The following is a 14,030-nucleotide window of genomic DNA, read 5'->3' as shown; positions in this document are numbered from 1 at the left end:
TGTCGCCGGGGCCCTTTTATGGACGTCGGATGCAGGCTGACGTTCCTCAAAGGCTTTCCTGCGAAAAGCCTGTTCAATAATAAAAAAGGAGTATGAACAGATGGCAACACGTGAAACCGGCAATGTGAAGTGGTTCAACGACGCCAAAGGCTACGGCTTTATCCAGCGCGAAGACGGGGTGGACGTGTTCGTGCACTACCGCGCGATTCGTGGCGAAGGGCATCGGTCGCTGACCGAAGGCCAGCAGGTCGAATACGCGGTGATTACTGGCGAGAAGGGTTTGCAGGCTGAGGATGTTGTAGGCCTGTAACCTTGAAGATCAAAAGATCGCAGCCTTCGGCAGCTCCTACGGGTGTACACATGACCCTGTAGGAGCTGCCGAAGGCTGCGATCTTTTGCTTTTAGGCAGTTTTCCAGGTGATTTCTTCTTCGCCGTCTTCGCTGATGCGCATCCAGCGATCCGCCGTCTCCTCACCTTCTTCCTCGACCCACGTGCCCGGTGCGCAACGCACTTCCACGTTCAGCGCAGCAAATGCGGCGCGGGCGCAGGCGATGTCGTCGTCCCACGGCGTCTGGTCGCTTTCCAGGTACAGGCTGTTCCATTTGCCCACCGCTTTCGGCAGCCAGGTCACCGGCACGTTGCCGGCCTTGCACTTGTAAGTCTGGCCTTTCTGTACCCAGTCGCTGCACGGGCCCAGCGCGGCGCTCAGCCAGGCGGAAATGGCCTTGTGGTCGACGTCGGCGTCTTTCAGGTAAATCTCGATGTCCGGTTGGCGCATGGATGTCCTCACTGCGGGTCTGAAAAATCCATTCGCGGATTTAGCCGGCCCCGGGCCTGTGCCCGAGACCAAAAGTTATTGAAGAACGAAATAATCGTAGCGCATCGACACGGTGGTCTCGAACGGCTCGGCCTGTTCGATCACCGCCGCGCGACGCTCGGCACTGGCACGCCAGCCGTGGGGCGTCATCGCCAACAGGTTGGCGCGATCCTCGGGCTTGTCCAGCGTCAGCTTGAATTCCAGGGTTTCGCTGTGCGCCAACGCCATGCCTTCCGGCACCAGGGCCAGATGCTTGTCGTCGGTGTATTCGCGCACTTCGTCGTACAGGCGCTCGCGCAGTTCCATCAGATGGCCACTGGTCGGGCCGACTTTCATCAGGCCGCCGCCGACACTGAGCAAGCGCTTGGCCTCTTCCCAGTCCAAAGGACTGAAAACACTGGCGAGAAACTGGCAACTGCCCGACGCCAACGGCACACGGGCCATGCTGGCGATCAACCAGGTAATCGCCGGGTTACGCTTGCAGGCGCGTTTAACCGCTTCGCGGGAAATGTCCAGCGCGTAGCCGTCAGCGTTCGGCAAGGCCTCGGCGATTTGCGCGGTGTAGTAACCCTCGCCACAACCGATATCGACCCAGCGAACCGGCGCATAACTCGCCGCCAGCTCGGCCAGACGCTTGGCCACCGGCGCGTAATGCCCGGCGTTCAAGAAATCACGGCGCGCTTCGACCATGGCCTGGTTATCGCCAGGGTCGCGGCTGTTTTTGTGCTGCACCGGCAACAGGTTCAGATAACCCTGGCGCGCACGGTCGAAGCGGTGGCCGGCGGGGCAGACCACGCCGTTGTCCACCGCATTCAGTGGTTCACTGCAGATGGGGCAAGCGAGCATCAGGCGAGCAACTTGATCAGGGTCTGGTAGTAGATCTCGGTCAGTACGTCGAGATCCGCCGCCAGCACGCGTTCGTTGACCTGGTGAATGGTCGCGTTGACCGGGCCCAGTTCAACAACCTGCGTGCCCATGGTCGCGATGAAACGTCCATCGGAGGTACCGCCGCTGGTCGACGCCTTGGTCTCGCGACCAGTGATGTCCTTGATGCTCGCCGACACCGCGTCGAGCAGCGCGCCCGGTTCGGTGAGGAATGGCAGGCCGGACAGCGCCCAGTCGATGTGCCAGTCCAGATCGTGCTTATCGAGAATGTCAGCCACGCGTTTCTGCAGGCCTTCAACGGTCGATTCGGTGGAGAAACGGAAGTTGAACACCGCCACCAGATCACCTGGAATCACGTTGGTCGCGCCGGTGCCGGAGTTGACGTTGGAAATCTGGAAACTGGTCGGCGGGAAGAAATCGTTGCCGTGATCCCAATGTTCGGCGGCCAGTTCGGCCAGCGCCGGAGCGGCGAGGTGGATCGGATTCTTTGCCAAGTGTGGATAGGCGACGTGGCCCTGAATACCTTTGACCGTGAGCTTGGCGCCCAGCGAGCCGCGACGGCCGTTCTTCACTACGTCGCCGACCAGTGTGGTGCTCGACGGTTCGCCGACGATGCACCAGTCCAGACGCTCATTACGCGCGGCCAAGCGTTCGACCACTGCTTTAGTGCCGTGGTGCGCCGGGCCTTCTTCATCGCTGGTGATGAGGAACGCGACCTTGCCCTTGTGGTTCGGGTAATCGGCGACGAAGCGCTCAGCGGCGACAGTCATCGATGCCAGGCTGCCTTTCATGTCCGCCGCGCCACGGCCGCAGAGCATGCCGTGTTCATCGATCAGCGCGTTGAACGGGTCGATCTGCCACGCGGTCACCGGACCGGTCGGCACCACGTCGGTGTGGCCAGCGAAGCACAGCACCGGACCGTCGTTGGTACCGTGGGTCGCCCAGAAGTTATCCACATCTTCGATGCGCATCGGCTCGAGAGTGAAACCGGCATCGCCCAGGCGCTGCATCATCTGCTTCTGGCAATCGGCGTCGACCGGCGTCACGGACGGACGGCGGATCAGGTCGATGGCGAGTTGGAGGGTCGGCGAAAGGTCGGCGTGGGCCGTCATGGAAAACTCCGGGGTCATGAATTTGAGCTGGGGCCGATGTGGGAGCGAGCTTGCTCGCGAAAGCGGTGTATCAGGCAACATAAGGGTTGAATGTTACAAAGCCTTCGCGAGCAAGCTCGCTCCCACAGGGATTGGGTTCGGTCAATCAGACCGGTTATCACGCCAAGCCCCGCAAAATGGCGGTTATCTTAAAGCAAAACGGCGACCATTGGCCGCCGTTTAGTGCATCGATGAGGATTTAGACGACCGGCGCCGGTTCGGGCGCAGCGGCAGGTTTGGGCAGTGACGACAGGAACGCCATGATCAGCGCCGCCAGATACGGCAGCGACTGCACCAGCAACATCACCACCCAGAAACGCATGTCGTTGCTCGGCATGCCGTTGACCAGGAAGATCCCCAGCGCCGCGCCCCACAACAGCAGCATGATGAACAGCTCTTCGCGCGCCTCGGAAATCGCCACCCAGAAGCCATGGTTGTCGGCGTTTTTCGGCGTGCGGAAGAACGGAATGCTGCTGGTGAAGAAGCCGTACAGCACCGCTTTGGCGATGGTGTGCGACAACGCCAGCCCGGCCAGTGCCGCGCAGAATGCATCTTTCAGGTTCACGCCAACGGCGCGACGGTAGAGGAAGATGATCTTGCCGACCTTGAACACGAACAACGCCAGAGGCGGGATTGCGAAGATCAGCAGCGGCGGATCGACCCGTTGCGGCACGATGATCATCGCCGCCGACCACAACAGCGCGCCGACGGTGAAGAAGATGTTCATGCCGTCCGCGACCCACGGCAACCAGCCCGCGAGGAAGTGGTAACGCTGGCCGCGCGTCAGCTCGGTGTCCTTGCCGCGCAGCAGGCTGCCGGTGTGACGTTTGATGATCTGGATCGCACCGTAGGCCCAGCGGAAACGCTGTTTCTTGAAGTCGATAAACGTATCCGGCATCAGACCCTTGCCGTAGCTGTCGTGGTAATACGCCGCCGACAGGCCTTTCTCGAATACGCGCAGACCGAGTTCGGCGTCTTCACAGATGCACCAGTCGGCCCAGCCCAATTCTTCCAGCACCGAGCGACGGGTCATGGTCATGGTGCCGTGCTGAATGATCGCGTCACGGTCGTTACGGGTGACCATGCCGATGTGGAAGAAGCCTTTGTATTCGGCATAGCAGAGCTTCTTGAAGGTGCTTTCGTTCTGGTCGCGGTAATCCTGCGGCGACTGCACCACGGCGATTTTCGGGTCGGCGAAGTGCGGCACCATGTGTTTCAGCCAGTTCGGGTGCACGCAGTAATCGGAGTCGATCACAGCGATCACTTCGGCATCCTTGGCGGTGTGCGGAATCAGGTAATTCAACGCGCCGCCCTTGAAACCGGCCAGCGGTGAAACGTGGAAGAACTTGAAGCGCGGGCCGAGAGTTTCGCAGTAGTCACGCACCGGCTCCCACACCGCCGGGTCCTTGGTGTTGTTGTCGATGATCAGGACTTCGTAGTCCGGATAATCGAGCGCGGCGAGGGCGTCGAGGGTCTGTTTGACCATTTCCGGCGGCTCGTTGTAGCACGGCACGTGAATCGAGACTTTCGGGCGATAGCTGGAGTCGCCTTCAACCGGCAGGAATTCACGCCGACGTTTGTGAATCCACACCGCTTCGGCCAGTTCATGCGCCTCGGTGAGCAGCACGATAAACACGCCGAGCGCACCGAGCGCCAAGAGGAAGCCCACCGTCAAACTGAACCACGTGCTGTATTGCAGGCTGTAGTCGTAACCGATCCACACCAGCACCGAGCCGCAAAGGAAGGCGATAAAGGTCAGGAAGATCCGCCCACGCTGACGCAACGCCGAGCCGTCGATCATCAGCAGGGTCAGCGACAACAGCGCCAGTACCACCGAACCGATGGCCAGCACGCGCCACTGCGGGATCGCGACCACCGGCCCTTCGAAGTTGAATTTCTGCTGCCGCGCAGCGTTGAACACGCCCCAGTACGCGCCCACCGAACCTTCGTCGCTGGCCTTCCACGGCTGGTCAAACGCTTCGATCACGAAGTAGTTGAAGCCTTGGCGGTTGAGCTTGTTGACCAGGGTGCGCAAATAGATCGCCTGATCCGCCGGCGATGCATCGGCGCCACCGCGCATACGACCGTTGCTCGGCCAGCCGACCTCGGAGAGCAGCAGCGGTTTTTTCGGGAACAGTTTTTTCAGGTCGCGGGCGCGGTCGAAAACGAACTGCCCGGCCTTGTCGACCGGAATGAACTCCCAGTACGGCAGAACGTGCGCGGCGATCAGGTCAACGTGCTTGGCCAACTCCGGGTGTTCTTCCCAGACGTGCCATTGCTCGGACGTGGTCACCGGCACTTTCACCGCCGCGCGCACGCGATCGAGCAGCACGCTCAGCTCTTGCGCGGTGATTTCCTTGCGGAAGATCGCTTCGTTACCGACCACCACGCGCACCACGCTGCGCGAGGTGTTGGCCAATTCGATGGCGCGGGTGATTTCCCGTTCGTTGCGTTCCTGGTCCGGGCTGATCCAGATCCCCAGCGTCACGCGCAGGCCGAATTCTTCAGCCAGTTTCGGGATGTCTTGCAGCGAGCCGTCGACCGAGTAGATGCGGATGTTGTCCGTCAGCTTGCTCATGATCTCCAGGTCGCGGCGCATTTCGTCGTCAGTCGGGTACTGATCTTTCTGCGGATATTGTCCCTGCTGGAACGGCGAATAGGAGAAACCGGAGATCTGCTCCGGCCAGTTCGGCGCGGAAACCGGGCGATTGATCAGCGCCCAGAAACCGGTGAACAGGGCGGCGATTGCCAGAACCACCACCAGGTTGAGTCCAAATTTACGCGATGACATAGCTATTTCGGGTTCCAAAGGCTGTGGAACGGAGGATCGGTCGGCTAGACGCCCGAGGGGCGCGCATCCTACACCGGCAGTTCGCCAGTCGTACATCAGACAGGGAAATGCCCGACATTGGGCAGCCGACTTTGACTTAAGTTCTTACACTTGTAGCTGATGTTTAGAACTTGTCGCCGCATAGCCCTATAATGCGCGCCGGTTTTTGGGGTAATGGTCATGAGTACAGAAGATCCGCGGTTTGCAGGCATCGCCCGTTTGTATGGCATTGAAGGCCTGGAACGCCTGCGCGCGGCCCATGTGGCGATTGTCGGCGTCGGTGGCGTCGGTTCCTGGGCGGCGGAAGCCATGGCCCGTTGTGGCGTCGGCGAGATTTCGCTGTTCGACCTTGATGACGTCTGCGTCAGCAACGCCAACCGCCAGTTACATGCGCTGGACAGCACCGTCGGCAAACCCAAGGTCGAGGTGATGGCCGAGCGTCTGCGCGGGATCAACCCGGATTGCACGGTGCACGCGGTGGCGGATTTCGTCACCCGCGAGACCATGGCCGAATACATCACGCCGAATATCGACTGCGTGATCGACTGCATCGACGCGGTCAACGCCAAGGCTGCACTGATCGCTTGGTGCAAGCGCCGCAAGATCCAGATCATCACCACTGGCGGTGCGGGCGGGCAGATTGATCCGACGCTGATTCAGGTGTGCGATCTCAATCGCACCTTCAACGATCCATTGGCGTCGAAAGTGCGTTCGACGTTGCGTCGTGATTATGGTTTTTCGCGCACCGTGACCCGCCATTACAGCGTGCCGTGTGTGTTTTCCACCGAGCAGCTGCGCTATCCGAAACCGGATGGCAGCATTTGTTTGCAGAAGAGTTTTGTCGGCGATGGCGTGAAGCTGGACTGCGCCGGCGGGTTTGGCGCGGTGATGATGGTCACGGCGACGTTTGGCATGGTCGCGGCGACCAAGGCTGTGGACAAGATTGTCGCGGGTGTGCGGCGCCCGGCTGACCGAGTCAAACCTCAGATTTGATGGTGGGGCTTATGGCCTTATCGCGAGCAGGCTCACTCCTACAGGGGAACGCATTCCAATTGTAGGAGTGAGCCTGCTCGCGATGGCTGCGAAGCAGCCGCTTTAAAGCGCCAACTCATTCATTCGCTGGAGCACGGCATTCAGGCCATTGCTGCGCGATGGCGATAGCTGGCGCGACAGGCCGAGCTGATTAAACCAATCCGGCAAATCGATTTGCTTTAAATCAGCCACCGACAAGCCGTTAACCCGCAACAGCAACAACGCCACCAACCCGCGAATCATCCGCGCATCGCTGCTTGCGCTGAATTGCCAGTGACCGTCGTGCAGTTCGCCAACCAGCCAGACCTGACTCTCACAGCCATGCACCCGATTAGCCTCGCACTTGTCCGCATCGCTGAGCGCCGGCAGACGATCACCAAACTGCATCAGCAACCGCGCCCGCTGTTCCCAGCCCGCTGCATTCTGAAAAGTCTGCAGCGCCTCGGCTGCCTCGACCGGCAAGCTCATCGCAACATCTCCAGCGCCTGATCCAGCGCTTCAAAGAAGCGTTCCAGATCCTCCGAGTCGTTGTACAACGCCAGCGATACACGAATCGCCCCGGCCAGTTCGAAGCTTTTCAGCAGCGGCATCGCGCAGTGATGCCCGGCGCGCACGGCGATACCTTGCTCGGTCAGCAGATGCGCCAAATCGGCGTTGTGCACGCCCTCGACGACAAAACTTGCCAGCGCCAGTTGCGGCTTGCCGAGCAGACGAATGCCGTTACGAGCGGCGAGGCCTCGCAGCAGATAATCATGCAGCGCCGCTTCGTGGGCCGACACCGCGTCCTGATCCAGACCTGCCAGATAATCGAGGGTTGCGCCGAGGCCGATCACACTGGCAATCGGTGGCGTACCCGCTTCAAAACCCAGCGGAGCAGGGCGGAAACGCGCGTCGTGATAGTTGGCTTCCAGCACCATTTCGCCGCCGAATTGCCAAGGCTTCAATTGCTCAAGTGCAGCGTTGCGGCCGAATAACACACCGAGGCCATCCGGGCCATACAGCTTGTGGCTGGAAAACACATAAAAGTCGCAACCCAGCGCCTGCACGTCATGCCGGCCGTGAACCACGCCTTGCGCGCCATCGACCACGGTCAGTGCGTTTTGCGCCTTGGCCATGCCCAGCAATGCCGGCAATGGCTGCCATGCGCCGAGCACGTTGGACAGCTGACTGACCGCCAGCAAGCGCGTGCGCGGGCCGATCAGGTGCACAGCGGCAGCAAGGTCGATCAGACCGTCGGCATCCAGCGGCAGGATCACCAGCTTCAGATTGCGTCGTTGTGCCAGTTGCTGCCACGGCAGCAGGTTGGCGTGATGCTCCAGGGCGCTGATGACAATTTCATCGCCCGGGTGGAAAAGATGTTCCAGGCCATAAGCCAGGAGATTCAGCGCACTGGTGGCGCCGTGGGTAAAGACGATCTGCCCGCTGTCACCGGCATTCAGCCACTGGGCCACCTTCAACCGACTGTCTTCGAACGCCTGCGTGGCATGGGCGCCCGGCAGGTGTTGCGCACGGTGCACATTGGCCGCGCCGTTGGCGTAGTAATGCGTCAGTGCGTCGAGCAGGGCTTGGGGTTTTTGCGTGGTGGCGGCGTTGTCCAGATAGGTCTGGTCTTGCCGTTGCAGTGCGGCGATAGCCGGGAAATCGGCACGCCACGGGGAGGGAATCATCATTTGTTCAGCCCTGTGAACTTGGGCGGGTGTACACAAGACACTGTGGGAGCGAGCCTGCTCGCGAAGGCGTCCTTGAGGACGCTAAAAGCTTCGCGAGCAAGCTCGCTCCCACAGGAGGTCGATGTGCTGCTTAGTTGTGAGCGTGCAGCGCTTCGTTCAGTTCGATCGCCGATTTGTGGGTTTTGCATTCCACAGCACCGGTTTCCGAATTGCGGCGGAACAGCAGGTCAGTCTGACCGGCCAGCTCGCGTGCTTTTACAACCTTGACCAGGTTGTTGTTTTCGTCGAGCAGCGCCACCTTGGTACCGGCGGTCACGTACAGGCCCGACTCGACAGTGTTGCGGTCGCCCAACGGAATACCGATACCGGCGTTGGCGCCGATCAGGCAGCCTTCGCCAACCTTGATCACGATGTTGCCGCCGCCCGACAGGGTGCCCATGGTCGAGCAACCGCCGCCCAGATCGGAACCCTTGCCGACGAATACGCCAGCGGAAACGCGGCCTTCGATCATGCCCGGGCCTTCGGTGCCAGCGTTGAAGTTGATGAAACCTTCGTGCATCACGGTGGTGCCTTCACCGACGTAAGCGCCCAGACGCAGACGCGCCGCGTCAGCGATACGTACGCCGGCCGGTACCACGTAGTCGGTCATTTTCGGGAACTTATCCACCGAGAACACTTCCAGCAATTCGCCACGCAGACGGGCTTCCAGTTGCATTTCCGCCAGTTCGCTCAGGTCGATGGCGCCCTGGCTGGTCCACGCTACGTTCGGCAGCAGCGGGAAGATCCCGGCCAGGCTCACGCCGTGTGGCTTGACCAGACGGTGCGACAGCAGGTGCAGCTTCAGATAGGCCTCAGGCGTCGAGGTCAGCTGTGCGTCTTCCGCCAGCAAAGTGGCGACCAGCGGCTTGTGGCTTTCCGCCAGACGGGTCAGCAGCTTGCCTTGCACGGCGTCGATGGCTTTCACGGCTTCAGCCAGTTGTGCGGCCTGGGCGGTGGTGAAAGTGATGGCCTGGTTGCCTTCGGTGTAACCGAGGATCGGCGCAACAGCGGCGACCAGTTCGGCCGAAGGGTTGAGCAGTGGCTGTGCGTAGAACACTTCCAGCCACGCGCCTTGACGGTTCTGAGTGCCGACACCAAAGGCGATGCTGAACAGGGAATTGGACATGTAAATACACCTCTACAAAGAGTGACGGGCTGCTTACTTCAGAGCGGCCGCGTAGATATCTGGCTTGAAGCCAATCAGGGTTCGGTCACCGAGATCGAGCACCGGGCGCTTGATCATCGAGGGTTGAGCGAGCATCAGTTCGATGGCTTTCGATTGGTCGAGATCGGCTTTGCGTTCGTCGTCGAGTTTGCGAAAGGTCGTGCCTGCGCGGTTCAACACCGTTTGCCAGCCGTGTTCGTCACACCATTGGGTCAGGTGTTCACGGTCGATGCCGGCGCTTTTGTAATCGTGAAAGTCGTAGCTGACAGCGTGTTCATCGAGCCAGGTGCGCGCCTTCTTCATGGTGTCGCAGGCTTTGATGCCGAAAAGGTGCAACGTTTTACTTGAAACGGTCAAGGAATCGCCCCCTTTACAGGTGCTGGAAAAAAATGGTGTCGGATTATGCCATGACCAAACGGTTTCGCGGCGCCCGGCTTCATTTGGCAATGCAAAACCCTGTGGGAGCGAGCTTGCTCGCGAAGGGGCCGTGTCAGTCAAAATCTCTATTTATGACACACCGTATTCGCGAGCAAGCTCGCCCCCACATTGGTACGGCGTGTACGCGTGCGACATAGGTGCAACGGTCAGACGCATCCTAAGCGTCTAATATGGCAGTTCAACGCTGTCGATTGTCTGAGATTTCCGCTTTATGCAAACCGCTTACACCGTCCTGATCCTGCTGATGCTGGTCAGCGTCTCGCGGCTGGTCGGACGGGTCATCCCGTTGCCACTGCCGCTGGTACAAATCGCCGCCGGCGCCTTGCTCGCCTGGCCGACCCTCGGCCTGCATGTGGCGCTCGATCCAGAATTGTTCCTGTTTCTGTTCCTGCCGCCGTTGTTGTTTTCCGATGGCTGGCGCATGCCCAAGCGCGAGTTCTGGCATCTGCGCGGGCCGATCCTGACGCTGGCGGTGGGGCTGGTGCTGTTCACTGTGGTTGGCGCCGGGTACTTCATTCATTGGTTATTGCCGTCAATTCCGTTACCCGTAGCCTTTGCCCTCGCCGCTGTGCTGTCGCCGACCGACGCCGTGGCGGTCTCGGCGATTTCGCAAAACCGCCTGCCAACCCCGCTGATGCATATATTGCAGGGCGAGGCGCTGATGAACGATGCCTCGGGTCTGGTGACCTTCAAGTTCGCCCTGGTGGCGGCCATCACGGGCGTATTCTCGCTGACCAACGCCAGCCTGACCTTTGTCGTGGTGGCGCTCGGTGGTCTGGCAGTCGGTGTGGCATTGAGCTGGCTGGTCGGGCGCTTGCGGGCGTGGATGATCGCCCGAGGCTGGGACGATCCGGCCACTCACGTGGTGTTCATGTTGCTGCTGCCGTTCGCCGCTTATGTGTTGGCCGAACGGCTCGGCGTCTCGGGCATTCTCTCGGCGGTGGCGGCGGGGATGATGCAGAGCTGGCTCGACCTGCTGCCGCGGCAGACCAGCACCCGCTTGCTCAATCGCAGTGTCTGGTCGCTGCTGGAGTTCGCCTTCAACGGTTTGATCTTCCTGCTGCTGGGCCTGCAATTGCCCGACATCATCAAAGCCGTGGTCAGCCACGAGCCGACCTTGTGGCCGACGCTGTTTTATCGCTGTCTGGATGTCGTGGCAATTTTTCTGGCGCTGGTATTGCTGCGTTTTATCTGGGTGCAAAGCATCTGGCGCTTATCGGTGCTGCTGCGCCGCTTGCGCGGCAAGGGCGAGCTGACACAAGTGCCGACGGCGCGCTCCTGCTGGCTGCTGACCGTCGGCGGGGTGCGTGGAGCGGTGACGCTGGCCGGTGTGATGTCGGTGCCGATGTTGATGGGGGCCGATGCTTTTCCCGAGCGTGATCTGCTGATTTTCATTGCCGCCGGGGTGATCCTGTTGTCACTGGTGTCGGCTTGCATCGCCTTGCCGCTGTTGCTGCGCGGAATTGAAAAGAGCCCGGATGACAAGCGCCGCCAGGAAGTGCGCGACGCTTGGCGCAAGACTGCCGAAGCGGCGATTCATGCCCTGGAAACTGAGGAGGTCGCCCCGCAGGACGCCGCTCAAGCCGCTCTCTCGGCGGAACTGAAGGCGCGGATCATGTCCGAGTATCGCCATCAACTGGAAGTATTCAACGATTCGGCAGAGGCCCAGGCGCTGGCGTTCCAGATGGATCTGCTGGAACGCCGTTTGCGTTTGAAGGCGCTGCGGGCACAACGCCTTGAACTTTACAGCTTGAGTCGCCAACACGAGATTGGTGATGACGTTCTGCGAGAAGTGTTGGCAGATCTTGATTTAAGCGAAGCGAACCTGGGGCAGGTCAAATAACTATCCACTGGCGGGTAAAGTCATTCGCTCGCTTGCGGTGGATAGGGGTAGGCCATTGCCATGAAGGCTTTGTCGTGTTCACTGAGTTCCAGATTGGGAAAGATCTGGAAGTCACCTTCAGTCCAGGTCTGCTGGATGACGTAGTGCATGATCGATTTACGGTCATACATTGAATAAAGACTTTCGCTCGGGTCGGCACGGTCAAGGTACAAGTGGTTCAGTTTATTGCGTGTAACCTCGGCCTGATAGTCATCTTCCTCGGGGTTGTCGGTGATTCCATGACTCGCATACAGGGCTGTTCTATTCCAGGGGATGTTGGCTGTCGGGTTGGTTTGTTCGTGTTCTGCGCCGAGCATATGGCCAAACTCATGCATGACGTTCGCTGCGAAATAACGGGCATGATTACTTGAGTGTGGCCAGAGCCGCATGGTGGGCTCATCGGTGTCGAGCAATGCATCGGTGCCAGTCTGCGACCAGAACGTGCCATTTTCGCTGAAGATGCGGATATCACCTTCTACCCCCTCAACGAAGTCGAACTTCAAATTGATGTGCGAGAGCCAGTTACTGGCGGCGGAACGGACGGCTTGCTTGAATTCAGGCGTGCCATTAAGGAAAGCGATACGCAACGTCTGGCCAGGAGTCCAGAGTTTGGAGGGATTGTTTCGGGCCCACATTATTGTTGTACTCCGCTTCCGGTTTGAATGGTTGCGAGCATTATGTTGAAGCCGATATTAGTGGTCGGGTTCATGATTGAACTTCCTTGTTTTGATATTTGATATTAGTTAACAGTTAAATCTGCGCAGCGTGATACGCAGCTCAATAGTAAGCTGTTAGATGGACTAAGGCGGGATACAAGTTTATTGAATTGTGTCTTTGCAGGGGGAAGTTGCCGTGCCAGTTTTGCTGGCACGGTAAAGTTGTTTAGCGTTGGCGAGTCATGAACGCGCGAATCCGTTCCGCGGCCTCCACGCATTCAGCCAGCGGCGCCACGAGTGCCATGCGTACACGGCCGGCCCCTGGGTTGACGCCGTCGACATCGCGCGAAAGATAGGATCCCGGCACCACGGTCACGTGCTCTTCGGCGAACAAATCACGGCAGAACGCCGCGTCATCGCCGTTCACATTCGGCCACAAATAGAAACTGCCATCCGGACGCTGAACATCCATCACCGGGCTGAGGATCTGCAGCACCGCATCGAACTTTTCGCGGTACAGCGCGCGATTGGCGCGCACATGCACTTCGTCATTCCACGCAGCCACGCTCGCCAGTTGCGTTTGCACCGGCATCGCGCAGCCGTGGTAGGTGCGATACAGCAGGAAACCTTTGAGGATATCGGCGTCACCCGCCACGAAACCGGAGCGCAGGCCAGGCAGATTGGAGCGCTTGGACAGGCTGTGAAACACCACGCAGCGTTTGAAATCCTTGCGGCCCAGTTCGACGCAGGCAGTGAGCAGGCCTGGCGGTGGCGTCTGTTCGTCGAAGTACAGTTCGCTATAGCACTCGTCGGCGGCGATCACGAAGTCGTATTCATCGGCCAGGGCGATCAGTTTTTTCAGGGTGTCGACCGGGATCAGCGCGCCCGTCGGGTTGCCTGGCGAGCACAGGAACAGGATCTGGCAGCGTTTCCAGATGTCCGGCGAAACGTCATCGAAATCCGGGTTGAAGCCGTTTTCGTCAAGGCACGGCAGGTAATGCGGCTTGGCCCCGGCGAGGAAAGCGGCGCCCTCGTAGATCTGGTAGAACGGGTTCGGGCTGACCACCAACGCGTCGTCGCCACGGTTTACCACGGTCTGAGTAAACGCGAACAACGCTTCACGGGTGCCATTGACCGGCAACACGTTGCGCGCCGGATCAATCCAGCCGCCTGGCACGCCGAAACGACGCTCGCACCAGCCGCCAATGGCTTCACGCAGCGCCGGGATGCCGAGGGTGGTCGGGTACACCGCCATCTGATCCAGGCTGTTGGCCAGCGTTTCGGCGACGAAGCTTGGCGAGCGATGCTTCGGCTCGCCAATCGACAGCGCGATCGGACGTTTATCCGGGTTCGGGGTCACGGTGCCGAGCAGCGCGCGGAGCTTTTCGAACGGGTAGGGCTGGAGCTGGTTCAGAGCGTTGTTCATTGGGGCTGGGTCTCGTGCAAAGCCATTTGAATCCGGGC

At 60.0% G+C, this 14,030-nt stretch carries 13 protein-coding genes; 3 read left to right on the top strand and 10 right to left on the bottom strand.

The genetic code is table 11. The features are described from left to right. Positions 1-100 precede the first annotated feature (100 nt). Complete coding sequence (locus HUW52_RS25760; RefSeq protein ID WP_007908870.1) at positions 101-310, top strand: cold-shock protein; 210 nt, start codon at positions 101-103, stop codon at positions 308-310. Between the two features lie 91 nt (positions 311-401). Here HUW52_RS25760 and HUW52_RS25755 read toward each other — a convergent pair whose 3' ends face one another. The 4 genes from HUW52_RS25755 to HUW52_RS25740 form a co-directional block, all read right to left on the bottom strand. After that, the gene (locus HUW52_RS25755) at positions 402-779 is read right to left on the bottom strand and encodes a hypothetical protein (protein ID WP_175555231.1); all 378 of its coding nucleotides are present in this window, start codon (positions 777-779) and stop codon (positions 402-404) included. A gap of 75 nt (positions 780-854) precedes the next feature. Then, on the bottom strand, positions 855-1,664 hold the full coding sequence (locus HUW52_RS25750) for a putative RNA methyltransferase (protein ID WP_175555230.1): 810 nt from the start codon (positions 1,662-1,664) through the stop codon (positions 855-857). Next, positions 1,664-2,815, bottom strand: coding sequence for a succinyl-diaminopimelate desuccinylase (gene dapE, locus HUW52_RS25745; protein WP_175555229.1), 1,152 nt, complete (start codon positions 2,813-2,815; stop codon positions 1,664-1,666). Before dapE ends, HUW52_RS25750 begins: the two co-directional genes overlap by 1 nt. Positions 2,816-3,053: 238 nt before the next feature. Beyond that, on the bottom strand, positions 3,054-5,645 hold the full coding sequence (locus HUW52_RS25740; protein WP_016985107.1) for a glycosyltransferase: 2,592 nt from the start codon (positions 5,643-5,645) through the stop codon (positions 3,054-3,056). Between the two features lie 219 nt (positions 5,646-5,864). Here HUW52_RS25740 and tcdA point away from each other — a divergent pair, with 219 nt between their 5' ends. Continuing rightward, positions 5,865-6,677, top strand: coding sequence for a tRNA cyclic N6-threonylcarbamoyladenosine(37) synthase TcdA (gene tcdA, locus HUW52_RS25735; RefSeq protein ID WP_371929226.1), 813 nt, complete (start codon positions 5,865-5,867; stop codon positions 6,675-6,677). 102 nt (positions 6,678-6,779) lie between these two features. On the opposite strand, the gene HUW52_RS25730 is transcribed toward tcdA, so the two are convergent. From HUW52_RS25730 to HUW52_RS25715, 4 genes are all read right to left on the bottom strand, one after another. Next, complete coding sequence (locus HUW52_RS25730) at positions 6,780-7,184, bottom strand: SufE family protein (RefSeq protein ID WP_175555228.1); 405 nt, start codon at positions 7,182-7,184, stop codon at positions 6,780-6,782. Continuing rightward, on the bottom strand, positions 7,181-8,386 hold the full coding sequence (locus tag HUW52_RS25725; RefSeq protein ID WP_175555227.1) for an aminotransferase class V-fold PLP-dependent enzyme: 1,206 nt from the start codon (positions 8,384-8,386) through the stop codon (positions 7,181-7,183). The genes HUW52_RS25730 and HUW52_RS25725 overlap by 4 nt, the downstream gene beginning before the upstream one ends. A gap of 130 nt (positions 8,387-8,516) precedes the next feature. Then, complete coding sequence (dapD, locus tag HUW52_RS25720; protein ID WP_175555226.1) at positions 8,517-9,551, bottom strand: 2,3,4,5-tetrahydropyridine-2,6-dicarboxylate N-succinyltransferase; 1,035 nt, start codon at positions 9,549-9,551, stop codon at positions 8,517-8,519. 33 nt (positions 9,552-9,584) lie between these two features. After that, entirely contained in the window at positions 9,585-9,947 is a 363-nt protein-coding gene (locus HUW52_RS25715) for an ArsC family reductase (protein ID WP_016985102.1), read from the bottom strand. Between the two features lie 292 nt (positions 9,948-10,239). Here HUW52_RS25715 and HUW52_RS25710 point away from each other — a divergent pair, with 292 nt between their 5' ends. Continuing rightward, complete coding sequence (locus HUW52_RS25710) at positions 10,240-11,871, top strand: Na+/H+ antiporter (protein ID WP_016985101.1); 1,632 nt, start codon at positions 10,240-10,242, stop codon at positions 11,869-11,871. A gap of 20 nt (positions 11,872-11,891) precedes the next feature. Here HUW52_RS25710 and HUW52_RS25705 read toward each other — a convergent pair whose 3' ends face one another. Together HUW52_RS25705 and dapC are read right to left on the bottom strand one after the other, a co-directional pair. After that, a complete protein-coding gene (locus HUW52_RS25705; protein ID WP_175555225.1) occupies positions 11,892-12,545 on the bottom strand; it encodes a hypothetical protein in 654 nt (217 codons plus the stop codon). Positions 12,546-12,792: 247 nt separating this feature from the next. Next, complete coding sequence (gene dapC, locus HUW52_RS25700) at positions 12,793-13,992, bottom strand: succinyldiaminopimelate transaminase (protein WP_016985099.1); 1,200 nt, start codon at positions 13,990-13,992, stop codon at positions 12,793-12,795. Between the last annotated feature and the right edge of the window lie 38 nt (positions 13,993-14,030).

The sequence above is a fragment of the Pseudomonas sp. 43A genome, from assembly GCF_013363935.1.
In the GTDB taxonomy this organism is placed as follows: domain Bacteria; phylum Pseudomonadota; class Gammaproteobacteria; order Pseudomonadales; family Pseudomonadaceae; genus Aquipseudomonas; species Aquipseudomonas crudilactis.
The sequence above is the reverse complement of the archived record's forward strand: the minus strand, read 5'-3'. Positions and strand labels throughout refer to the sequence as shown.